At 58.7% G+C, this 20,235-nt stretch carries 23 protein-coding genes; 12 read left to right on the top strand and 11 right to left on the bottom strand.

Annotation, left to right across the window (positions count from 1 at the left end):
• The 3 genes from C5748_RS17605 to C5748_RS17595 all read right to left on the bottom strand — a co-directional run bounded on the left by C5748_RS17605 (nt 1) and on the right by C5748_RS17595 (nt 1,551).
• Entirely contained in the window at nt 1–369 is a 369-nt protein-coding gene (locus tag C5748_RS17605; protein ID WP_105743239.1) for a VanZ family protein, read from the bottom strand.
• Nucleotides 370–376: 7 nt separating this feature from the next.
• Nucleotides 377–727 (bottom strand): hypothetical protein, encoded by a 351-nt coding sequence (locus C5748_RS17600; protein WP_105743238.1) that lies wholly within the window; start codon nt 725–727, stop codon nt 377–379.
• Nucleotides 728–795: 68 nt separating this feature from the next.
• Entirely contained in the window at nt 796–1,551 is a 756-nt protein-coding gene (locus tag C5748_RS17595) for a dual specificity protein phosphatase family protein (protein ID WP_245581844.1), read from the bottom strand.
• Between the two features lie 56 nt (nt 1,552–1,607).
• Between C5748_RS17595 and mgtE the strand changes: the two genes are divergently transcribed.
• Together mgtE and C5748_RS17585 are read left to right on the top strand one after the other, a co-directional pair.
• Nucleotides 1,608–3,026 carry a magnesium transporter gene (mgtE, locus tag C5748_RS17590; RefSeq protein WP_105743236.1) on the top strand — a complete coding sequence of 473 codons (1,419 nt, stop codon included), beginning with the start codon at nt 1,608–1,610 and terminating at the stop codon, nt 3,024–3,026.
• A 78-nt stretch (nt 3,027–3,104) separates the two neighbouring features.
• Nucleotides 3,105–3,491, top strand: coding sequence for a MerR family transcriptional regulator (locus tag C5748_RS17585; protein WP_105743235.1), 387 nt, complete (start codon nt 3,105–3,107; stop codon nt 3,489–3,491).
• A 24-nt stretch (nt 3,492–3,515) separates the two neighbouring features.
• On the opposite strand, the gene C5748_RS17580 is transcribed toward C5748_RS17585, so the two are convergent.
• Nucleotides 3,516–4,523: a heparan-alpha-glucosaminide N-acetyltransferase gene (locus tag C5748_RS17580; protein WP_105743234.1), complete on the bottom strand. Its 1,008-nt coding sequence runs from the start codon at nt 4,521–4,523 to the stop codon at nt 3,516–3,518.
• A gap of 106 nt (nt 4,524–4,629) precedes the next feature.
• On the opposite strand from C5748_RS17580, the gene C5748_RS17575 reads away from it, so the two are divergent.
• From C5748_RS17575 to C5748_RS17565, 3 genes are all read left to right on the top strand, one after another.
• The gene (locus tag C5748_RS17575) at nt 4,630–5,433 is read left to right on the top strand and encodes a YdcF family protein (RefSeq protein WP_105743233.1); all 804 of its coding nucleotides are present in this window, start codon (nt 4,630–4,632) and stop codon (nt 5,431–5,433) included.
• A gap of 579 nt (nt 5,434–6,012) precedes the next feature.
• The gene (locus C5748_RS17570) at nt 6,013–7,419 is read left to right on the top strand and encodes an L-serine ammonia-lyase (RefSeq protein ID WP_105743280.1); all 1,407 of its coding nucleotides are present in this window, start codon (nt 6,013–6,015) and stop codon (nt 7,417–7,419) included.
• A gap of 83 nt (nt 7,420–7,502) precedes the next feature.
• Complete coding sequence (locus C5748_RS17565) at nt 7,503–7,940, top strand: DUF1489 family protein (protein ID WP_105743232.1); 438 nt, start codon at nt 7,503–7,505, stop codon at nt 7,938–7,940.
• A 48-nt stretch (nt 7,941–7,988) separates the two neighbouring features.
• Here C5748_RS17565 and C5748_RS17560 read toward each other — a convergent pair whose 3' ends face one another.
• The 3 genes from C5748_RS17560 to C5748_RS27965 all read right to left on the bottom strand — a co-directional run bounded on the left by C5748_RS17560 (nt 7,989) and on the right by C5748_RS27965 (nt 10,049).
• Nucleotides 7,989–8,258 carry a hypothetical protein gene (locus C5748_RS17560; RefSeq protein ID WP_105743231.1) on the bottom strand — a complete coding sequence of 90 codons (270 nt, stop codon included), beginning with the start codon at nt 8,256–8,258 and terminating at the stop codon, nt 7,989–7,991.
• 75 nt (nt 8,259–8,333) lie between these two features.
• Nucleotides 8,334–9,719, bottom strand: a complete 1,386-nt coding sequence (locus tag C5748_RS17555; RefSeq protein ID WP_105743230.1) for a D-alanyl-D-alanine carboxypeptidase family protein — start codon at nt 9,717–9,719, stop codon at nt 8,334–8,336.
• 48 nt (nt 9,720–9,767) lie between these two features.
• Nucleotides 9,768–10,049, bottom strand: a complete 282-nt coding sequence (locus C5748_RS27965) for a hypothetical protein (RefSeq protein ID WP_146119556.1) — start codon at nt 10,047–10,049, stop codon at nt 9,768–9,770.
• Between the two features lie 142 nt (nt 10,050–10,191).
• On the opposite strand from C5748_RS27965, the gene clpS reads away from it, so the two are divergent.
• The 4 genes from clpS to C5748_RS17535 all read left to right on the top strand — a co-directional run bounded on the left by clpS (nt 10,192) and on the right by C5748_RS17535 (nt 14,205).
• On the top strand, nt 10,192–10,545 hold the full coding sequence (clpS, locus tag C5748_RS17550; protein WP_105743279.1) for an ATP-dependent Clp protease adapter ClpS: 354 nt from the start codon (nt 10,192–10,194) through the stop codon (nt 10,543–10,545).
• A 6-nt stretch (nt 10,546–10,551) separates the two neighbouring features.
• On the top strand, nt 10,552–13,002 hold the full coding sequence (gene clpA, locus C5748_RS17545; RefSeq protein ID WP_105743229.1) for an ATP-dependent Clp protease ATP-binding subunit ClpA: 2,451 nt from the start codon (nt 10,552–10,554) through the stop codon (nt 13,000–13,002).
• Between the two features lie 91 nt (nt 13,003–13,093).
• Complete coding sequence (locus C5748_RS17540; RefSeq protein ID WP_425350272.1) at nt 13,094–13,861, top strand: AzlC family ABC transporter permease; 768 nt, start codon at nt 13,094–13,096, stop codon at nt 13,859–13,861.
• Nucleotides 13,858–14,205 carry an AzlD domain-containing protein gene (locus C5748_RS17535; protein WP_105743228.1) on the top strand — a complete coding sequence of 116 codons (348 nt, stop codon included), beginning with the start codon at nt 13,858–13,860 and terminating at the stop codon, nt 14,203–14,205. The genes C5748_RS17540 and C5748_RS17535 overlap by 4 nt, the downstream gene beginning before the upstream one ends.
• Nucleotides 14,206–14,218: 13 nt before the next feature.
• On the opposite strand, the gene C5748_RS17530 is transcribed toward C5748_RS17535, so the two are convergent.
• The 4 genes from C5748_RS17530 to C5748_RS17515 all read right to left on the bottom strand — a co-directional run bounded on the left by C5748_RS17530 (nt 14,219) and on the right by C5748_RS17515 (nt 17,192).
• On the bottom strand, nt 14,219–14,641 hold the full coding sequence (locus C5748_RS17530) for an HIT family protein (RefSeq protein ID WP_105743227.1): 423 nt from the start codon (nt 14,639–14,641) through the stop codon (nt 14,219–14,221).
• A 61-nt stretch (nt 14,642–14,702) separates the two neighbouring features.
• Nucleotides 14,703–15,893, bottom strand: coding sequence for a GNAT family N-acetyltransferase (locus tag C5748_RS17525; protein WP_105743226.1), 1,191 nt, complete (start codon nt 15,891–15,893; stop codon nt 14,703–14,705).
• Between the two features lie 106 nt (nt 15,894–15,999).
• Nucleotides 16,000–16,725: a glycerophosphodiester phosphodiesterase gene (locus C5748_RS17520; protein WP_105743225.1), complete on the bottom strand. Its 726-nt coding sequence runs from the start codon at nt 16,723–16,725 to the stop codon at nt 16,000–16,002.
• Nucleotides 16,726–16,727: 2 nt separating this feature from the next.
• Nucleotides 16,728–17,192: a RidA family protein gene (locus C5748_RS17515; protein WP_105743224.1), complete on the bottom strand. Its 465-nt coding sequence runs from the start codon at nt 17,190–17,192 to the stop codon at nt 16,728–16,730.
• A 124-nt stretch (nt 17,193–17,316) separates the two neighbouring features.
• On the opposite strand from C5748_RS17515, the gene C5748_RS17510 reads away from it, so the two are divergent.
• The 3 genes from C5748_RS17510 to tsf all read left to right on the top strand — a co-directional run bounded on the left by C5748_RS17510 (nt 17,317) and on the right by tsf (nt 20,216).
• Nucleotides 17,317–18,156 carry a cell envelope integrity EipB family protein gene (locus tag C5748_RS17510; protein ID WP_105743223.1) on the top strand — a complete coding sequence of 280 codons (840 nt, stop codon included), beginning with the start codon at nt 17,317–17,319 and terminating at the stop codon, nt 18,154–18,156.
• Between the two features lie 221 nt (nt 18,157–18,377).
• Nucleotides 18,378–19,178 carry a 30S ribosomal protein S2 gene (gene rpsB / locus C5748_RS17505; RefSeq protein ID WP_105743222.1) on the top strand — a complete coding sequence of 267 codons (801 nt, stop codon included), beginning with the start codon at nt 18,378–18,380 and terminating at the stop codon, nt 19,176–19,178.
• A 114-nt stretch (nt 19,179–19,292) separates the two neighbouring features.
• Complete coding sequence (gene tsf / locus C5748_RS17500; RefSeq protein ID WP_105743221.1) at nt 19,293–20,216, top strand: translation elongation factor Ts; 924 nt, start codon at nt 19,293–19,295, stop codon at nt 20,214–20,216.
• Nucleotides 20,217–20,235: the final 19 nt, after the last annotated feature.

The raw sequence follows: 20,235 nt of genomic DNA, 5'->3' as shown, positions 1-20,235 counted from the left end.
TTAGTCGGGCCGCTTGTCGGGCGAGTGCTTGTCGGGCGAGCGCGAAAAGCGCCTGGCGACGGAACCGATGATGACGCCCGCAAAACCACCCGTTGCCTTGATCATGAAATCAGCGGCTTCGCCGTGGCGTCCCGGAGCGATGCGCTGCAAGAGCTCGAACAGACCCGCGGAACCGACGACAAGGACCAGGACCGAAAGCCAGTGCTTCGGATAGGCCAGGGCAAACAGGGTGCCGACGATAAAGAAAGCAAGAAACCGTTCGATATCGACGGGCTCGCCTGTAACAGGACGCAAATTGATGGGACCGACAGTGACGACCAGAATAGCGATCAGGACAAGCCAGGCGACACAACGCAAATAGAAATTCATCTAGTCATTATTCTTCTGTTGTATCGCCGATGGGATCACCGCAAGGAACATACATTGCGTTCGTCAAGATCTTCTTTATCGAATTGCCGAAAGTGACGTTCTGATGCGCGATGGAATCGACGCCCATGCACCATTTTACCATTTGCGGTGAAAGGCCAAATTCATTGCCAAGATAGGCGGAAGCATAGTTCATGCCTTCTTGGCATTTGTCTGTCTTGCAGAAACCGCCTTCCTTGGCAAGCTCATAGAGAGCTTTATGACCCCGCGCCATCGTCCATTGCTGTAGCGCCAGTCCCGCCGCCAAAAGGCCGGCGACGATTGCAACTGCCGTAACGGTGATCTTCTTCAGGCGGCTCATTGATTTGGGGGCTCAAGCGGCTGGGGGTGGAGGAATACGGTATCATGCCGTTTTGAGACTTACATAGTTCAGGAATCGGAAAAGCCCAAAGAGGGCTCCAGAAATTCGAACGTTCTATCCATTGCGTAGGTCGAAACAAATGGCAGGGAAAAATGACCGTAGCGGATGGAAATCTGACTTTCGGCCGCGGCTTCTCCCGCCTTCTTGACGGCGGCGAGATAAAGTGCGGAAATGAGGCCGCTTCTGTCGGCTCCGGCCTTGCAGTGAATGAGGAGCGGCTTTGGTGCGTTCTCGAGGATCGATATGATTTGCGATGCCTCGGCCTGTGACAATTGCTTGCCGGCGGACATCTTGAAATCGATATGGGTGATGCCGAGCTTCGCCGCTTCGCTGGTTTCCGCCTTATACCAGGAGGCGTTCTGGCTTGCGCCCCGAAGGTTGATGATAGTCTTGATTCCGAACTGCTTGCTGTAGGCATCGATGCGTGCCGGCGTCGGCTGTGCGGAACGATAAGCTTCACCAGTGGAAATCACGTGAAAATTGCCGCTCAGCTGCAGGTTGGCAAGATAGAGGCCGAGCGCGCAAATCAATCCGACCGTCGTTCTGGATGCTAATTTCAGCTTGTTCGTGAATCGGACGTTATAGCCGCCAACCATTGCTTTTGCCTTTGCAAAGACATTACCGCTTGTTCTCCGGTAGGGTCGCGGGCCAGCCGGTGGGATTTGCTCCAGAGCACTGCATCGTGGCGTTTTCAGGGCCCAACTCAGGAGAGATATCTGAATTTCATGATTATTGCCGGTCAAGAAAAACGCTTCATTCTGCAACAATGATGCTCTAGTTCTCGCCCCAGAGATGCGACACAGAATCTGATCGGGAACCGATGGCTGAATCCGAAGTGCAGACCAGACAGGACGTGACGGACAGCCGCGAAGCCGATATTTACGGCGAGGACGGTGCGGTCCGCTCATCCTTCCTCGCCAGTGTCGGTGCGGCCATTGCAGACCGTGACGTGCTTTTTCTACGCTCCCATGTCGGCGGTCTTCATCCCTCCGAACTCGGCCATGTTCTGGAAGCCCTGCAGTCGGAGCAGCGGCGGGCTCTCGTCCAGCTTCTTGGCGAGGACTTCAACTTTGCGGCCCTGACGGAGGTGGACGAGGCAATCCGTCTCGAAATCGTCGGTGCGCTGCCCAACGACCAGATCGCCGAAGGCGTTCAGGAACTCGATTCAGACGACGCGGTCTATATTCTCGAGGATCTCGACCAGGAAGACCAGGACGAGATTCTCGCCAAGCTTCCATTCACCGAGCGTATCAGACTTCGCCGCTCGCTCGAATACCCTGAAGAAAGCGCCGGCCGGCGCATGCAGACGGAGTTCGTCGCCGTTCCTCCGTTCTGGACCATTGGCCAGACGATAGACTACATGCGGGAGGACCATGACCTGCCCGATCAGTTTTCCCAGGTGTTCGTCATCGATCCGACCTTCCGACTGCTTGGAGCCATCAATCTCGACCGGATTTTGCGCACGGGCCGCAGTGTCAAGGTCGACGACATCATGCATGAGACCCGTCATGCCATTCCGGCGACGATGGACCAGGAAGAAGCGGCCCAGATTTTCGAGCAATACGATCTTTTGTCCGCCGCCGTCGTCGATGAGAACGAGAGGCTGGTCGGCGTTCTCACCATCGACGATGTGGTTGACGTCATCCAGGCCGAGGCCGAAGAGGACATCATGCGCATGGGCGGTGTCGGCGACGAAGAACTGTCGGACTCCGTCTTCGACATTTCCCGCTCGCGTGCGCCGTGGCTGTTCGTCAATCTCCTCACGGCGTTCCTTTCCGCCTCGGTCATCGGCTTGTTCGACGCGACGATCGAGCAGATGGTGGCGCTCGCCGTTCTCATGCCGATCGTCGCTTCGATGGGAGGCAATGCGGCCACGCAGACGATGACCGTCACCGTGCGCGCCATCGCGACGCGCGACATCGACATCTACAATGCCAGCCGCGTCATAAGGCGCGAGGCCATTATCGGATTGCTGAACGGACTGGTTTTCGCCATCCTGATCGGCCTCGTCGCGGGATTATGGTTCCACAATCCGCATCTGGGCGGCATCATCGCCGCGGCGATGGTGATCAACATGTTCGCCGCAGCACTTGGCGGGATCCTCATTCCGCTGCTGCTACATCGTTTCGGCGCCGATCCGGCCATTGCATCCTCGGTATTCGTCACGATGGTAACTGATGTCACCGGATTTTTCGCGTTTCTCGGCCTGGCGACCTGGTGGTTCGGCATCAGCCATTAGAAGGCGGTAAAGCGTAATTGACTTTTACGTAAAGCATGGACACAACAGGTATCGATGGAATTTTAGTCGGGGAAAGAAATGCGCGAGTACTATACGATTACCGAACTCACCCGCGAGTTCGGCATTTCGACGAGGACGCTGCGCTTCTACGAAGACGAGGGTCTGATCCATCCCGTGCGACGTGGACGCACGCGTCTTTTCCGTCCGTCCGACCGGCATCTGCTCAAACAGATCCTGCGCGGCAAGCGCCTCGGTTTTTCAATCGCTGAAATCCACGAGATCATTCAGATGTACCGTGAACCGCCCGGCGAGTCCGGGCAGTTGAAGCTTTTGATGAAGCGTGTCGAGGAAAAACGCGGTGACCTGCGCCAGAAACGCCGCGACATCGAGGAAACGCTGGGCGAGCTCGACCAAATCGAGGAAGCCTGCATCGAGCGGCTTGCGGAGCTAGGCGTCAACACCTGATCCCGAGCGCATCCCGCGCTTGCTCTAATTTCCCGGCGTTTCGTTTTCGCGCGTGCAAAACCCGGCTATTTTCTTGACCGCCGGGTCGCTCTCAGTGTCGATCCGGCCTGCGAATACGTCGTCGAACATGTCGGCATTTTCGAGTTCTCCGATCACGCATGAACAGAAGCGTTGGCAGAATTGTGCGTCGTTTGCGGCATCGCAGCTCTGTTCGCATGATCTGGCGAATATCTCATGCGGCGGTGCGGCGGCCGGCGGGAAAAGCTGTGAAAAGATGAACACGCAGCCGATCAGCACGGGCTGGTGGATAAGATAAAAGGCGAGGCTATGCGTTCCGATGAACCGTAGCGGACGGTCGAGAAACGGCAGGCCCGTGGCGTTCTGCAACATTGGCATCAGGCGAAAGCGCTGGAAGAGACGCGCCAACGCCATGCCGGACAGGACCGCGCCGAACCAGGGAAAAAGCGGCACATAATCATTGGAACGGGGATCGATCGTCGAAAGACCGACCCACCACAAAGCGGGATGATCGAAGAAGGGCGATCGCCAGTAGAACGGCGCGGCAATCACCGCCACTGCGCAAAGCAGGAGAACCGGGATCGGCGACCGCAGAAACAGCAGGCCCAATACGCTGGCCAGCGCAATCTGATGCAAGATGCCGAAAAAGACGAAACTGTCGGGGGTGGCGAACCAGGTGACAAGGCTGATGGCGAGTGCAGCGGCGGTGATCTGCGTCAGCCTGACACCGAAGGATTTCCAGCGGATACCCCGCTGATGCGCCAGAACCAGGCTGAAGCCGACGAGAATCAGGAAGCTCGACGCGATCATGCGGGCGAATAGCTTCCAACCGCCATGGCCCGTGGTGCCGGGATCGAGATAGCCGAAGAATTCGAAATCCCAGCCGGTGTGATAGATCGCCATCGCGATCAGAGCGATGCCCCGGATGATGTCGAGGCGAGCGAGGCGTGACTTGCTTCCGGGAAGGGGGGCTGTGACGGCCTGTTCAAGCTGCATGAGAGCCAATTCCTGCATTTTCTGGACTTGCTCTAGCACATTGCATCATGCTGCAAAGGCCAATGATGCATTGCTGTTCGGTTTAACGCTTTGAACGGCCGTAATGGTGACTGGAGAGTGTCGCTTGTTTTTTGCCCTGTCAAAGATTCTCTGGCTGTTCACACAGCCGATAACGCTGCTTCTCGCCGGAATTCTGGCATCGATGCTGGCGATGGCCTTTGCCAGAAGGCGCATGGCGCTGGTTTTCTCGGCGATCACGGTGGTCCTGTTCGTCCTTGTCAGCTTCACGACGCTGGGAAACGTCCTGCTGCTGCCGCTGGAGGAGCGCTTTCCCGCAAACCCCGCCTTACCGGAGCGCATAGACGGAATCGTGGTCCTGGGCGGTTTTATGGAAGGCGAAGTGAACGCTTCGCGCGGCGGCCACGAGATCAATGGCGCCGGCGACAGGATCATCGAGACAATGCGTCTGGCCCGGCTCTATCCCGAAGCGCGTATTGTCGTTTCCGGCGGCGAGGGCACCTTCTTCACCGATTCGGTTCCCGATGCGATCAGCGCGCGCCAGCTCTTTCGTAATTTCGGGCTGACGGGCGAACGGCTGTCATTCGAGGCGGAATCGCGTAACACCTACGAGAACGCCGTTTATTCCCGTGAGCTCGTCAAACCGCGCGAGGGCGAGACGTGGCTGTTGATCACATCGGCCTTCCATATGCCGCGTGCCATGGGTTGCTTTCGTCAGGCTGATTTTTCGGTAATTGCTTGGCCCGTCGACTATCTGACGCGCAGGGACAGAGGCTTCTCCATCGATCTCCAGGACCCGGTAGGCGGTCTGGCGCGTACCACCATTGCCGTGCGGGAATGGCTGGGACTGCAATCCTATTGGTTCACCGGAAAAATAGGCAATGCATTCCCGGCCCCTCAGAACACGTGAAAGCGCCTGATTTCCGCCCGATGAATGAAAGGAATGTAAAAGGGTAAATTGGGGCGTATCCAGCTCAAAAATAACGGGTATTCATCTATACCCATGCAGCCCTTTCCCGGTCAGACATATTTGCGCCTCATTTTGCAGTTGCGAACAGGCATCGGCTTCTCTATACAGCGCCGTATCCAAGGCAGTGACGGGGCGTCAGACTGACCTTGCCGAATAACAGGGTATGATATCAAAATGGACGAAACCGTTGGAAAGTCGTGCTGGGGAGTTACTCTCCGGGCAGTTCTCGGTCTGGCCTGCATCATTCTGGTAGCCTATCTTTTCGCCGGAGCCTGAGGGCCCGGGAGCATCCAGCCAGTCGCGTTTGACGACAGGCTGGAGTTTTATCATGCAAGGCGCGGCGATTGCCGCGCTTTTTGATTCCTAGGGGTTTGCCAAGGGCTCCGGCGTGCCGTCAAAGTGTCGTAGAGGGATAAGCGCAGGTCGGCGGCAGGCTTCGTATTTTTCCCGATGTGGTCCATCATTCCGCTTGGTGACGGTGTGCAGCGCGCAGGATTGCGCCTAGCGAAATGGATCGGCATGTTTCTGTCTGTATTCGATCTCTACAAGATTGGGATAGGACCCTCGAGTTCCCACACGATGGGGCCGATGACGGCGGCGACCATGTTTCTGGCCGAATTGAAGGACGGGCAATGGCCGCGTCCGTCCGGCGTCAAGGTTTTCCGGTTGAAGGCGCGGCTGCATGGCTCGCTGGCTTTCACCGGCGTCGGCCATGCGACGGACAGTGCCGTCATCCTGGGATTGTGCGGCAATCTGCCGGACCAGGTCGATCCTGATCGCATGGCGCCGCTGATTGAAACAGTGTGGGCCGAAAAGATCATCCGTCCCGAAGGCCATCCGGCCTATCGCTTCGATCCCGATACGGATCTGATCATGGACCGGAGGATTGCGCTGCCTGGCCATGCCAACGGTCTTGCCTTTGAAGCCTATGATGTAGACGAGCGGCTTTTGCTCCGGCGCGTCTATTATTCCATCGGCGGCGGTTTTGTCGTCACCGAGGAGGAAGTGAACACGGTGAAGAGAGGCGGGGCAGCAGCGCCCGCCACCGTTGCGGACGTGCCTTATCCCTTTGCCAGCGCCTCCCAGATGCTGGCGATGGCCAAGGCCAGCGGCCTTTCCATTTCCGACATGAAGCGCGCCAATGAAGAGACGCGGATGAGCCGGGCCGCGCTGGACGAGGGACTGGACCGCATATGGGAAGCGATGCGCTCCTGCATCGAGCGTGGGCTGGCCCAAGACGGCATCATGCCGGGCGGGCTGAAGGTGCGCCGGCGGGCCCGTCATCTGCACGACCGCCTCCAGGAGGAGTGGCGGCAGAACCGGCGCAATCCGCTTCTGGCCAATGATTGGCTGTCCGTCTACGCCATGGCGGTCAATGAGGAGAACGCAGCCGGCGGGCGCGTCGTCACCGCACCGACCAATGGCGCGGCCGGTGTCGTGCCGGCCGTCATGCGCTATTATCTGCATTTCCACGACGACGCAGACCAGAAGGGCATTCGCGACTTCCTTTTGACATCAGCGGCCATCGGCGGCGTCATCAAGCACAATGCCTCGATATCGGGGGCGGAAGTCGGCTGCCAGGGCGAAGTCGGCTCCGCGTCGGCCATGGCGGCGGCGGGTCTTGCCGCTGTTCTGGGCGGTATGCCGGAGCAGATCGAGAACGCGGCCGAGATCGCGTTGGAACACCATCTCGGCATGACCTGCGATCCCGTTGGCGGACTGGTGCAGGTGCCCTGCATCGAACGCAATGCGCTTGGCGCGGTGAAGGCGGTCACCGCCGCTTCGCTGGCGGTCAAGGGCGATGGCATCCATTTCGTGTCGCTCGATGCTTGCATAGAGACCATGCGCCAGACGGGGCTCGACATGAACGAGCGCTACAAGGAAACCAGCCAGGGTGGCCTCGCCGTCAATGTGGTGGAGTGCTGAGTGGCTCAGCACTGAACGGGCTTTTGTGGAGAAAACCGCAAACTGATTGAAGGCAGGCGCTCATGCGACTACATCCTTCGATTATGGCACTTCACCTTCTCAAGCTCTGTGTGGGATGCGACAGCATCGAAGATCTCGCCGCCTGGATCGATTTCCGGCTGGAGGAGAAACGCGCTGCCGGAGAATTGCCCGAGCATTTTCACACGACACGCATGGTGCCGAAGCGCGTCGACGAACTTCTGGGTGGCGGTTCGCTTTACTGGGTCATCAAGGGCAATATCCAATGCCGGCAACGGCTTCTCGATATCCGCCCGTTCACGGATCAGGAGGGCATTCACCGCTGTCATCTGGTGCTGGAGCCGAAACTCGTCCCCACCGAATGGCAACCGCGGCGCGCCTTTCAGGGATGGCGTTATCTGAAGCAAGAAGAGGCGCCTGCCGACGAAGCGAATGGCGGGAAGGGTATGGCCGCGCTGCCGGCGGAACTGCGCCAGGAATTGGCAGCGTTGGGTTTGCTCTAAGCGGAGCCGCTTCCATTATGCCTTGTTTAGTGAAAGGCTCAGCTGGATTTAGTGAAAGCGCAGGCGGACCGTGGTCTTGCCCAACGGATCGGATGCATGGAGATGGACGGGCGCGAAAGGCAGCGATGCGCGCCTGCTGCGTGTAGCATGGCAGATCAGCAACGCCACGAGATCACGCGTGTTCAGTGAAGATCCGGCCCGCTTGAGATCGGCCAGGCGAACAGCGGCCTGATGCAGGGCGTGCATATTGAGAAAAGACGTCTTTTCCGTTTTGCCGTTAACGGTCGGCATTTCGAGAATTTTCTGTTTGCTCGACATAATGAAAACCCTTCTACGAACAACTATTCGGGGTTTTGGGTTGGAAGACCGAGCGATACACCGTCCGGTCTGCGGTTATTGCGCAATCGCATAGCAGCCGAATTTCTGTTTCTTCAGCACGGCACAGGCGTTCCATGCGGCGGTCTTGGTTTTGAATCCGACGAAGCGGGCACGGTAAAAGACGGTCGAATTTTTCTCGAAGGTCTCGGTGTGAGCCGTCGCGGCACTGAGTGTCGATCCGGCCTTGGCCGCTGCCTTGGCAAGCGTCGCCTGCGCCTGGTCCGAACTCGGCAACGAGCCGATCTGGATTGCCCACCCTCCCGATGCGGCAGCCAATCTGGCAGAGGATGTCGTGACGGGGTCTACACCATCCGGCAGCTCTGCATTCCGGGCAGGCACGATGGAAGCTACGGCGACAGCCGCCGCAGGACGGGGTGCAGGTTCGGCGAGCGCCATCGCCATATCGTCGTCGGCATCCCCCTGACCGGAAATACCTTCGATATCTGCGCGGGCGACAGGAACCGGCGCTTCGCGTGCAATGGGCAGATCGACCGGCATGATCGGAACCGGCGCGGTATCGCGTGCCGCCACGAGCACATTGCTTCCGCCTCTACGCGAGGCGCGCGGCAGGTATTTCGAGATCAGTTCGGCCATGTGCGCATCGCGGGTAGCGCCGCTCTTGCCGCCCATCACGACGGCAACGACCTTCCGGCCGTTGTCCTTGACCGACGAAACAAGATTATAACCGGAATCGCGGATATAACCCGTCTTGATGCCATCGACGCCTTTGATGCGGCCGAGCAGGCGGTTATGGCCCCTGATCGTTTTCCCGCGGAAGACAAAGCTCTTGGTCGAGAAATAGGCAAATTCGCGCGGAAAATGCTCGCGAAGTGCGATACCAAGGATCGCCATGTCGCGCGCGGTGGAGCGCTGCGACCTGTCGGGCAGGCCGGAAGCATTACGGAAGACGGTGCTCTTCATGCCGAGACGCCGCGCTTTCGCGGTCATCATCTGGGCGAAGCGCTGCTCGGAACCGCCGAGATATTCACCAATGGCGGCGGCGACATCATTGGCGGATCTCGTAATGAGCGCCATGATGGCGGCTTCCGCCGGGATCGACTGGCCGGGCTTGAAGCCAAGCTTCGTGGGAGGTTGCGCCGCGGCATATGCGGACACCGGTATGGGCGTGTTCTTGTTGACGCGCCCGGCACGCATCGCCTCGAAAAGCATGTAGAGCGTCATCATCTTCGTCAGCGACGCCGGGTATCGCCCGGCATCCGCATTGGCGGAGAAAAGCGTCTTGCCGGTGTTCGCATCGACGACGATGGCAGCATACTTGCTAGAATCGGCGAAGGCAGGGGGAACATTCGTTGTGGAGCAACCTGTAATGACTGTCAGTGCCAGAAAGGCATGTGCCGCTTTCTTGAGGATCGATGCAGCTTGACGGAACGCTATACGCACGATGACTACCCACCTGAAACACAATTGATTGAACCGCGGTGCATCCGACTAGCCGCAGTTGATTTTCGCCACCCTATCGGCGGCAGCGTTACCAATCCGTTTATGGTAACCACTTTGTTCATAATTTCCGGTCAATTTCAGAAAAAATTTAATAAGATTGCAACCGGAGAAATCGGTTTGCACCGTGATTTCTCCCTCTGGGTGGTGTTCTTTTCGGCCTTCACGAAAGGAAACGGCACATCCGGGGCCCGAGGCACTGGAAAATGATTCATCATGATCCCATATGCCGCACTCCCTCTTTTCTCGCGGCAGTTTTTGCTTCGATTCCATGTTATGGTTTTGCTATGGTTTAATTCTCGTGGGAGGTTTGGAACTGCTGTTGCAACCACGAAATGAGGGCTTAAAATTAGGGCGAAGCACCCTACATTATGTAGCAGCGCTTGAGCCACAGGGCAGGTGGGTGTTTGGTAGAATGATCCGTTTCGATTTGTTCATGCAGGGCGACAATGGAAGCAGCGGCAACGGTCCTGGCCGGGGTACTGCGGTCATCACGCGTACCAAGCCGAAAACGAAAAAACCCAGCCTCTATCGGGTTCTGTTGCTGAACGACGACTACACACCCATGGAATTCGTGGTTCATGTGTTGCAGCGGTTTTTCCAGAAGAGCCAGGAAGACGCTACCCGCATCATGCTCCACGTTCACAATCACGGTGTCGGCGAATGCGGGGTCTTTACGTATGAAGTCGCAGAGACCAAAGTAACGCAAGTTATGGATTTCGCCCGCCAGCACCAGCATCCGCTGCAATGCGTGATGGAGAAAAAGTGAGGTCTCATGCCATCATTCTCCCCAAGCCTTGAAAGGGCGCTCCATCAAGCCCTGACAATCGCCAACGAGCGGCACCATGAATATGCAACGCTCGAACATCTTCTCCTGGCCTTGGTCGACGATCAGGACGCCGGTGCGGTGATGCGCGCCTGCAATGTCGATCTGGAACAATTGAGACGGACGGTCACCGATTACGTTGACCGGGAACTCGACAATCTCGTGACGGGATATGACGAGGATTCCAAGCCGACCGCGGCGTTCCAGCGTGTCATCCAGCGTGCGGTCATCCATGTCCAGTCCTCCAACCGTGAGGAAGTGACCGGCGCGAATGTGCTCGTGGCTATTTTCGCCGAGCGCGAGAGCCATGCTGCCTACTTCCTCCAGGAACAGCAGATGACCCGCTACGACGCGGTCAATTATATCTCGCACGGCATTTCCAAGCGTCCGGGGGCAGCGGAAACACGCATCCCGCGCGGTGCGGAAAGCAGCGGCGAGGAAAGCCAGGCGCCCGAGCAGGACGACAGTGCAAAGAAGAAGCAGGACGCGCTGACGGCCTATTGTGTCAATCTCAATGAAAAAGCCAAGGCTGGCCGCATCGATCCGCTGATCGGGCGCGAATCCGAGGTCAACCGGACGATACAGGTGCTCTGTCGCCGTTCGAAGAACAACCCGCTTTACGTCGGCGATCCGGGCGTCGGCAAGACGGCGATCGCGGAAGGCCTGGCCAAGCGCATCGTCGAAGGCGATGTTCCCAACGTTCTCCTGAACGCGACGATCTTCGCTCTCGACATGGGCACGCTGCTTGCCGGAACCCGCTACCGCGGCGATTTCGAGGAGCGGCTGAAGCAGGTCGTCAAGGAGCTCGAGGAATATCCCGGCGCCGTGCTTTTCATCGACGAGATCCACACGGTCATCGGTGCCGGAGCGACTTCGGGTGGAGCGATGGATGCGTCCAACCTGCTCAAGCCGGCCCTGTCATCTGGTGCGATCCGTTGCATCGGCTCGACCACCTACAAGGAGTTCCGGCAGTTCTTCGAGAAGGACAGGGCGCTTGTCCGCCGGTTCCAGAAGATCGACGTCAACGAACCGTCCATCCCCGATGCGATCGAGATCATGAAGGGGCTGAAGCCGTATTTCGAGGATTTCCACAAGGTGAGATATACCGTGGAGGCGATCAAGTCGGCGGTCGAGCTTTCGGCGCGTTACATCAACGACCGCAAGCTGCCTGACAAGGCCATCGATGTCATCGACGAGACGGGCGCAAGCCAGATGCTTCTGCCCGAGACGAAGCGCAAGAAGACCATCGGCGTCAAGGAGATCGAGGCGACGATCGCCACCATGGCACGCATCCCGCCGAAATCTGTCTCCAAGGACGACGAGGAAGTGCTGTCGAACCTCGATGCCGAGTTGAAACGCGTCGTCTACGGCCAGGATCTGGCTATCGATGCCCTTTCGGCTGCGATCAAGCTGGCCCGTGCGGGCCTGCGCGAGCCGGACAAGCCGATCGGCAGCTATTTGTTCTCCGGCCCGACCGGCGTCGGCAAGACGGAAGTGGCCAAGCAGCTTGCAAGTTCGCTCGGTGTCGAGCTTCTGCGCTTCGACATGTCGGAATATATGGAGCGCCACACCGTTTCGCGATTGATCGGGGCGCCTCCCGGCTATGTCGGATTCGATCAGGGCGGTCTTCTGACCGATGGTGTCGACCAGCATCCGCATTGCGTGCTGCTGCTCGACGAGATCGAGAAGGCGCATCCGGATCTGTTCAACATCCTGTTGCAGGTCATGGATCACGGCAAGCTGACCGACCATAACGGCAAGCAGATCGATTTCCGCAATGTCATCTTGATCATGACGACCAATGCGGGCGCGGCGGATTTGGCGAAGGCGGCGATCGGCTTCGGCTCGTCGCGGCGTGAAGGCGACGATATGGAGGCGATCAACCGGCTGTTCACGCCGGAGTTCCGCAACCGTCTCGATGCAATCATTCCGTTTGGCGCATTGCCGGTGCCTGTCATCCACCAAGTCGTGCAGAAATTCGTCCTTCAGCTCGAAGCACAACTCGCCGATCGCGGCGTGACCTTCGAACTGACCGACGACGCGATCGCCTGGCTGGCCGACAAGGGCTATGACGACCGCATGGGTGCGCGGCCTCTCGCCCGGGTGATCCAGGAATACATCAAGAAGCCACTGGCCGACGAGGTTCTGTTCGGCAAGCTGCGCAAGGGCGGCACGGTCCGCGTGACGGTCGGCGAAAAATCCGATGGCGGCACCACGCTTCTTCTGGAATCGGTTGCCGACGAGGTGCCGGTAAAGCCGAAGAAGGATATTCCGGCGGAAAAGAAGACGGCAGCGAAGAAAAGAACGCCTGCCAAAAAGGCCGAACCCGAAAAGGTCGCTGCCGGCAAGGCCGGTGGCCCGGCCAAGGCATCGGTGCCCAAGGTGCCCCGCAAGAGCTAACCCCCGCATCACGAAGGGTTGATATCGAAAGCCGCCTCCATCGAGGCGGCTTTTTCTTGCTGATGGCGGTGCGCTGGTCTACTGCGGGTTTATGCGCGACGACCCACTCCTCAAATCCTCCTTTGATAGCGGTCCCGACGATTTCGCGACGCGCCTGCGCTGGTTCCTGCGCGGCACGTTGAAAATCTTCAGCGTGCCGGCCGTCCTGCTGATGAGTTCTTTCGTCGGGTTTGCCGGGCTTGCGATCGAAAGCGACATCAAGCTCGATCAGACGGTCTTCATGACAGTGGTAATCTGGGCGCTGCCGGCAAAGGTGGTGCTGATCGGCGCGGCGACCTCGGGCGCGACGTTGCCGGCGGCGGCACTTGCGGTCGCCTTGTCGTCGGTGCGCCTGATGCCAATGGTCGTTGCCCTGCTGCCGGAATTGCAGGGGCCGCGCACCCGCCGCATCACGCTGCTTTTCCTTTCGCATTTCGTCGCCGTCACCGCCTGGGTGATGGCGATGGAAGAACTGCACAAGATACCGCGCGACCTGAGAACCAGCTATTTCGCAGGTATCGGCATGGTTCTGGTCGGCGCCAATGCGTTGGTCGTCGTCATTGTCTATATGCTGTCGGCATCGTTTCCGCCGATCGTTTTTGCCGCGCTGTTCATGCTGACGCCGATGTACTTCCTGACCTCGCTCTGGCGGTCGGCGCGCGAAAAGGCGGGGCATATCGCCATGATCGCCGGACTTGTGCTCTTTCCGATCTTCCACGGCGTGGCGCCAGGCTATGATTTGCTGTTGACCGGCCTGGTTGGCGGCGCCTGCGCGTTCATCTTCCACCGTATCCAACGAAACCATCTGGAGGCGAAATGACCTGGCAAAGCCTGCCCGACTGGTGGTGGCCGTTCGTTTTCATCTTAGCTGCCGGATGGCTGGCAACTGATATCTGGCGCTTTCTGGGCGTGTTCGTCGGCGGGCGGATACGCGAGGATTCCGAAGCACTGGTTTTCGTGCGTTGCGTTGCTACGGCGCTCGTCGCCGCCGTCATCGCCCAGCTCATCCTTTTCCCGACCGGGGAACTGGCGAGTTCTCCGATCTGGCTTCGCATCGGTGCCGCGGCCGGTGGTTTTGCCGTCTACCTCGTTGCCGGGAAGCGGGTGCTCATCGGCGTCGCGGTGGCGGAAGCGCTGCTCGTCATCGGGCTTCTGGCTCTATGAAAGTCGATAGATATCAAAGCTCTGCGATGATCTTTTGAGCATTCTGTGCAAGAACCTCAGGATCTTCCATCTTTCCGCTATGCGGTTTCAGCGCCACGCCCTCGAAGCGCGGGATCACGTGGAAATGCAGGTGAAACACCGACTGGCCGGCAGCCGGTTCGTTGAACTGCATGACGGTAACGCCATCGGCGGCGAAGGCCTTTTTCGCCGCAATGGCGATCTTCTGCACGGCGGCGATCGAGGCCCCAAGCGTTTCCGGCGCGGCGTCGAGCAGATTGCGTGATGGGGCTTTGGGAACAACGAGCGTGTGACCGGTGCCCTGCGGCATCACATCCATGAACGCCACGACATGAGCGTCCTCATAGACGCGGGCCGAGGGGATTTCGCCACGCAGGATTTTGGCGAAGATATTGCTGTCGTCATAAGTCTCGGTCATTCGCGGAATCTCCTGTCTGATTTGCATCATGCCATAGGCTATAGGCGGCAGGACGAAAAGGTCATCCCTCGGTTTTGCGAAACGGTGTGTGGTCCTGCAGGGCTTCGTTCAGGCGCACGATTTCACGGCGTTCGCGATCGAGATAATCCTCGACCGCCCGGCGAAAGCCGTCATGCGGGATGTAATGGGCCGAATGCGTCGTGACAGGGACATAGCCGCGTGCCAGCTTGTGCTCGCCCTGCGCCCCGGCTTCGACGATCTTCAGGCCTTTCGAGATGGCGAAGTCGATCGCCTGGTGATAGCAGACCTCGAAATGCAGATAGGGATGATCCTCGACACATCCCCAATGACGCCCGAAAAGCCGGTCCGAGCCGATGAAATTGATGGCACCGGCGATATAGCGTCCATTTCGCTTTGCCATGACGAGGAGGATGTCATCCGCCATTCGCTCGCCGATCAGCGAATAGAATTCGCGGTTGAGATAGGGCCGGCCCCATTTGCGGCTGCCGGTGTCCATATAGAAGGCGAAGAACTGATCCCAGATGTCTTCGGTCAGATCGCTTCCCGTCAGCCAGTCGATGCTGATGCCGTGCGAAAGCGCTTCGCGCCGTTCTTTCTTCAGCGCCTTGCGTTTACGCGAGGCGAGCGTCTCCAGAAAATCATCATAGCTGCCTAGGCCCTTGTTGATAAAATGAAACTGCTGGTCCATGCGGTGCAGGAACCCCATTTCGGTCAGGGCGGGGAGTTCGTCCTCGGGCAGAAACGTCACGTGAGCCGAGGAAACGCCGCGCTGTTCAGTCAATTGGCGCAATCCGGCGGCAAGTGCTTGACGCACGACTTGTGGGGGCAAAGACCTGCTGCAGAGGAGACGAGGGCCTGTGGCCGGCGTGAAGGGTACAGAAGCCTGGTATTTCGGATAGTAATTGCCGCCTGCACGTTCGAAAGCATCCGCCCAGCCATGGTCGAAGACATATTCGCCTTGGCTGTGGCTTTTCAGATAGCAGGGAACCCCGCCGAGGAGCCGGCCTTCAGCGTCTTCGAGCCGCAGATGCTGCGGTAGCCAGCCGGTCTTGGGCGAGACGCAGTCGGATTCTTCCAAGGAAGATAGAAAACCATATGAAATGAATGGGTTATAGGTTTTTTCTCTATTAGAAGTTCCGGAAAGGCTTTTCCACTCCTCCGGCGTGAAGGCCGTCAAGCTGTCGCAAGCGCGCAAGACAAAACTGCACTCGCTTTGGTCTTGTCCGTTCACGCGCCTGTCCTTGCTGTCCGGTATCGCATCAACCGATCATATCGTGAGAGGACCAGCCTATGGCAAGGACAAAGCCCGATGCAAGGGCTTCGAATTGCCAGAATCGTCAAGCCAGCATCGAATCCGGTCTGAAGCCTTCGAAGGTGATCTGGTCGGCGAAGAGATCGCTCTGGACCCTGGCTGCCTCGTCCCTGACGGTCCAGGTGATGACCGGTAATTTCAGCTTTTCGCGCACGAAACCGACGAACGGGTTGGGCAGGTGATGAACATTATAGGAAACGAAGGCAAGTTGATGCGCCAGCATGGAAAAATGCGCTTCGATATCGCTGGTTTTTATCCCTTCCGCGGTCAGTCCGCCGGGAATGCCGGGCGCATCGGCGGGGAAGCGCCGCACGAGATGATGATCGAAAGACATGATGGCGGCATGGCCTTCATAACCATTGAGATCGCTCGCCACGGCCGCGACCAGGCCATCGTCACGTCCGGCAATGCCCTTGAGTTCGATGATGACGGGAACACGGCCGCCGATCAGCGTCAGAGCCTCACGCAGCGTCGGCACGCGATCTTCCGTACCGCCGACATGGAGGGCCGTGGCCTGCGCGGCGGTCAGTTGATGGATATGGCCGTCCTTGCCGGTCAACCGTTTCAGATCCTCGTCATGAAAAACGATCGCAACACCATCCGCTGAAAGATGCACGTCGCATTCAATGGCAAAGCCTGCCTTGGCGGCGGCATCGAATGCCGATAGCGTATTCTCCCAGCGCTTGTCGTTGAGATCGTGCAGGCCGCGATGGGCGATGGGGCGTTTGGTCAGCCAGTCGAGTTGCGCCATGATCACGTGACCTCGATGATGGCTTCGATCTCGACCGGCGCGTTGAAGGGCAGGGCGGCGGTGCCCACAGCCGAGCGCGCATGCCGTCCGGCATCGCCCAGAACGGCGACGAACAGATCGGAGCCGCCATTGGCGACGAGATGCTGTTCGGTAAAATCGGGCGTCGAGGCGACAAAGACGGTAATTTTGACGATGCGACTGATCCGGTTGAGATCGCCGAGGGCTGCCTTGGCCTGGGCAAGGACATTGATCGCGGCGGCGCGAGCGGCTTCCTGTCCCTGGGCAACCGTCAGTGCGTCTCCGAGAAGGCCCGCATGGACCAATTTGCCGCCGGAGAGCGGCAGTTGCCCGGAGGTGAAGAGGAGCGTGCCGCTCTGCGCATAGGGCACATAATTGGCCGCCGGCGCTGCTGCTTCGGGGATGACGATGCCGAGATCGGCAAGGCGTGCGTCGATGGTGTTGCTCATGATGAATGCTCCCTGGCGGAATGTGTCACAGAATCGATAAAAGTTTAATGAAGGTTGCGATTTTTGCCTCGCTTCCGCCATGAGTTTTTTTATGATGGAGCGATAACCAAACGGAGAATCCTTGATGCGTTCGATGAGTGTTTTGGCTGCCGGCGCCGGTCTTGCCGGTTTTGCATTTGTTTCTTCTCCGGCATTTGCCGCCGGCACGCTTGCGCTCGTTCCCCATCGCGCCGTCTATGATCTCCAACTCGACAATGCGGACGAGAAATCCGGCATCAGCGGCCTGACCGGCCGCATGGTCTATGAGTTCAATGGCTCGGTCTGCGATGGCTACACCACCAATTTCCGTTTTGTGACGCGCATAGATATGGATGAAGCGCCGCAGCGTATCACCGATCAGCAGACGACGACGTTCGAGTCGGGCGACGGTAATCTGTTCCGCTTCGTCAACAAGACCTTTGTCGACAAGGAGCTGGCCAAGGAGGTTCGTGGCGACGCCAAGCTGACGCCGAAGGAAACCCAGGTCACGATCACCAAGCCGGAAGCCAACAAGCTCGACCTTGCCCGCTCGCAGTTTCCCACCCGCCATATGGAAGAGCTGATTTCCAAGGCCGAGGCAGGCCAGGTGTTCTATCAGACATCGCTGTTCGACGGTTCGGAAGACGCCGATCGCATCATGGCCACGACAGTCGTCGTCGGCAAGGAGGAGACCTCTGCTTCCGACGAGGAAACAAAGGCCATGGGCAAGCTCGCTTCCCAGAGGACATGGCCGGTGAGCATCGCCTATTTCGACGACAAGGAAAATCAGGATGGCCTCCCGGTCTATCGCATCAATTTCAAGCTCTACCGCAACGGCATCACTCGTGACCTGACGATGGACTATGGCGACTTCTCGATGAAGGGAAAGCTCGTCAATTTGCAAGTGTTCGATCAATCCAAGAGGCAGGCCGACTGCAAGAAGTGACACCATCTCATCCCCAGGCCGTGGCGCACGCAGAGGCGTTGCAATCCGGCCTGGGTGACGGGCTTGAGTGATGGGGCTTGCAATCCGGCGGCTTATCGTTTAACAGCCGCAACATTCCACACACGGGTTATGGGTTGATACCGGGAGAAATCCGGTATGACCTCCGGTGGCGGGCAACCGCCTCTTCCCGTGGAGGTTCAACCGGAAAAGGAAAATACAGCATGGCATTGCCTGATTTCAGCATGCGCCAGCTTCTTGAAGCTGGCATTCACTTCGGACACCAGACGCATCGCTGGAACCCGAAGATGGCGCCTTATATCTATGGCTCCCGCAACAATATCCACATCATGGATCTGGCTCAGACCGTTCCGCTGCTGCACAACGCGCTGAAGGTCGTTTCCGACACCGTGGCCCGTGGCGGCCGCGTCCTGTTCGTCGGCACCAAGCGCCAGGCTTCGGAGATCATCGCCGACGCCGCCGGCCGCTCGGCCCAGTATTATGTGAACGCCCGCTGGCTCGGCGGTATGCTGACGAACTGGAAGACCATTTCCAATTCGATCCAGCGTTTGCGCAAGCTCGATGAACTGCTCTCCGGCGAAGCCCAGGGCTTCACCAAGAAGGAGCGCCTGAACCTCGATCGCGAGCGCGACAAGCTCAACCGCGCGCTTGGCGGCATCCGGGATATGGGGTCTGTTCCCGATCTGATGTTTATCATCGACACCAACAAGGAATCGATTGCCATTCAGGAAGCCAAGCGTCTTGGTATTCCGGTCGTGGCCATCATCGATTCCAATTGCGATCCCGATCAGATCGACTATCCGATCCCGGGCAATGATGATGCGGCGCGTGCGATTTCGCTTTATTGCGACCTCATCGCCAAGGCTGCTCTCGACGGCATCGCTCGTCAGCAGGGCGCTCTCGGCATGGATATCGGCGCCCAGGCGGAAGTGCCTGTCGAGCCGGCGCTCGAAACCCCTGCCGCCCCCGCTGCCCCTGCCGAAGGGACTGAACCCTCCGCGTGAGGGTTCATACACCCGTTGTGACGGGTGGATAATTTCAATTCGATCCGGTGCATGACGCATCGGCAAAGTGGGCATGCCGGCAACGGTGTGCCCTCGCTTTCACGAGAGGCGACAATGAGCATTTCAGCATCCCAGGTAAAAGAACTTCGCGAGCTCACCGGCGCAGGCATGATGGACTGCAAGGCCGCGCTGGCCGAAACCAATGGCGACATGGAAGCCGCCGTCGATTGGCTGCGTAAGAAGGGGGTTTCCAAGGCCGACAAGAAGGCCGGACGCACGGCGGCCGAGGGCCTGATCGGCGTTGCTTCGGCCGGCAATAAAGCCGCGGTCGTCGAGGTCAATTCGGAGACCGATTTCGTTGCCCGCAACGATGCCTTCCAGGCGATCGTCCGCAATGTCGCCACGGCGGCACTCGGAACCGATGGCTCCACCGAAGCCGTTGCCGCCGCAACCTATCCCGGCTCGTCCAAGTCCGTGACGGAAACGATCAAGGATGCCATCGCCACGATCGGTGAAAACCTCAGTTTCCGCCGCTCGGCAGCCCTGAGCGTTGGGGATGGTGTGGTTGCCACCTATGTGCACAATGGCGTTTCCGATGGTCTCGGCAAGATGGGAGTGCTCGTCGCCATCGAGACGACGGGCAATGCCGATGCTGCGCAGGCCTTCGGCCGGCAGGTCGCGATGCATGTCGCGGCGACCAATCCGCTCGCCCTGACGTCGGCTGAAGTCGATCCTGTTGCCGTCGAACGCGAAAAGGCGATCTTCGCCGATCAGGCGCGTCAGTCGGGCAAGCCGGAGAATATCATCGAAAAGATGGTGGAAGGCCGCATGCGCAAGTTCTTCGAGGAAGTCGTTCTTCTCTCGCAGGCCTTTGTCATCAATCCGGATCTGACGGTCGAGGCAGCGCTGAAGGAAGCGGAAAAGACGATCGGCGCTCCGGCCAAGATCACGGGCTTCGTCCGCTTCGCTCTTGGCGAAGGCATCGAAAAGGAAGAGAGCGACTTTGCGGCGGAAGTGGCCGCTGCCGTCAAGAAGTAAGGCCTGAAAGGCTATCGAT

The sequence above is a fragment of the Phyllobacterium phragmitis genome, assembly GCF_002980495.1.
GTDB classification, from domain to species: domain Bacteria; phylum Pseudomonadota; class Alphaproteobacteria; order Rhizobiales; family Rhizobiaceae; genus Paramesorhizobium; species Paramesorhizobium phragmitis.
This window is presented reverse-complemented; position numbering and strand designations above follow the sequence as displayed.

What these genes read in the sequence shown, in the direction of transcription:
- C5748_RS17580 (WP_105743234.1), bottom strand. Translation starts at nt 4,523, where the DNA reads ATGCAGGAATTGGCTCTCATGCAGCTTGAACAGGCCGTCACAGCCCCC.
- rpsB (WP_105743222.1), top strand. Translation starts at nt 18,378, where the DNA reads ATGGCATTGCCTGATTTCAGCATGCGCCAGCTTCTTGAAGCTGGCATT.
- C5748_RS17515 (WP_105743224.1), bottom strand. Translation starts at nt 17,192, where the DNA reads ATGAGCAACACCATCGACGCACGCCTTGCCGATCTCGGCATCGTCATC.
- C5748_RS17535 (WP_105743228.1), top strand. Translation starts at nt 13,858, where the DNA reads ATGACCTGGCAAAGCCTGCCCGACTGGTGGTGGCCGTTCGTTTTCATC.
- C5748_RS17605 (WP_105743239.1), bottom strand. Translation starts at nt 369, where the DNA reads ATGAATTTCTATTTGCGTTGTGTCGCCTGGCTTGTCCTGATCGCTATT.
- C5748_RS17510 (WP_105743223.1), top strand. Translation starts at nt 17,317, where the DNA reads ATGCGTTCGATGAGTGTTTTGGCTGCCGGCGCCGGTCTTGCCGGTTTT.
- tsf (WP_105743221.1), top strand. Translation starts at nt 19,293, where the DNA reads ATGAGCATTTCAGCATCCCAGGTAAAAGAACTTCGCGAGCTCACCGGC.
- C5748_RS17570 (WP_105743280.1), top strand. Translation starts at nt 6,013, where the DNA reads ATGTTTCTGTCTGTATTCGATCTCTACAAGATTGGGATAGGACCCTCG.
- C5748_RS27965 (WP_146119556.1), bottom strand. Translation starts at nt 10,049, where the DNA reads ATGGAATCGAAGCAAAAACTGCCGCGAGAAAAGAGGGAGTGCGGCATA.
- mgtE (WP_105743236.1), top strand. Translation starts at nt 1,608, where the DNA reads ATGGCTGAATCCGAAGTGCAGACCAGACAGGACGTGACGGACAGCCGC.
- C5748_RS17585 (WP_105743235.1), top strand. Translation starts at nt 3,105, where the DNA reads ATGCGCGAGTACTATACGATTACCGAACTCACCCGCGAGTTCGGCATT.
- clpA (WP_105743229.1), top strand. Translation starts at nt 10,552, where the DNA reads ATGCCATCATTCTCCCCAAGCCTTGAAAGGGCGCTCCATCAAGCCCTG.
- C5748_RS17565 (WP_105743232.1), top strand. Translation starts at nt 7,503, where the DNA reads ATGGCACTTCACCTTCTCAAGCTCTGTGTGGGATGCGACAGCATCGAA.
- C5748_RS17600 (WP_105743238.1), bottom strand. Translation starts at nt 727, where the DNA reads ATGAGCCGCCTGAAGAAGATCACCGTTACGGCAGTTGCAATCGTCGCC.
- clpS (WP_105743279.1), top strand. Translation starts at nt 10,192, where the DNA reads ATGATCCGTTTCGATTTGTTCATGCAGGGCGACAATGGAAGCAGCGGC.
- C5748_RS17520 (WP_105743225.1), bottom strand. Translation starts at nt 16,725, where the DNA reads ATGGCGCAACTCGACTGGCTGACCAAACGCCCCATCGCCCATCGCGGC.
- C5748_RS17560 (WP_105743231.1), bottom strand. Translation starts at nt 8,258, where the DNA reads ATGTCGAGCAAACAGAAAATTCTCGAAATGCCGACCGTTAACGGCAAA.
- C5748_RS17530 (WP_105743227.1), bottom strand. Translation starts at nt 14,641, where the DNA reads ATGACCGAGACTTATGACGACAGCAATATCTTCGCCAAAATCCTGCGT.
- C5748_RS17540 (WP_425350272.1), top strand. Translation starts at nt 13,094, where the DNA reads ATGCGCGACGACCCACTCCTCAAATCCTCCTTTGATAGCGGTCCCGAC.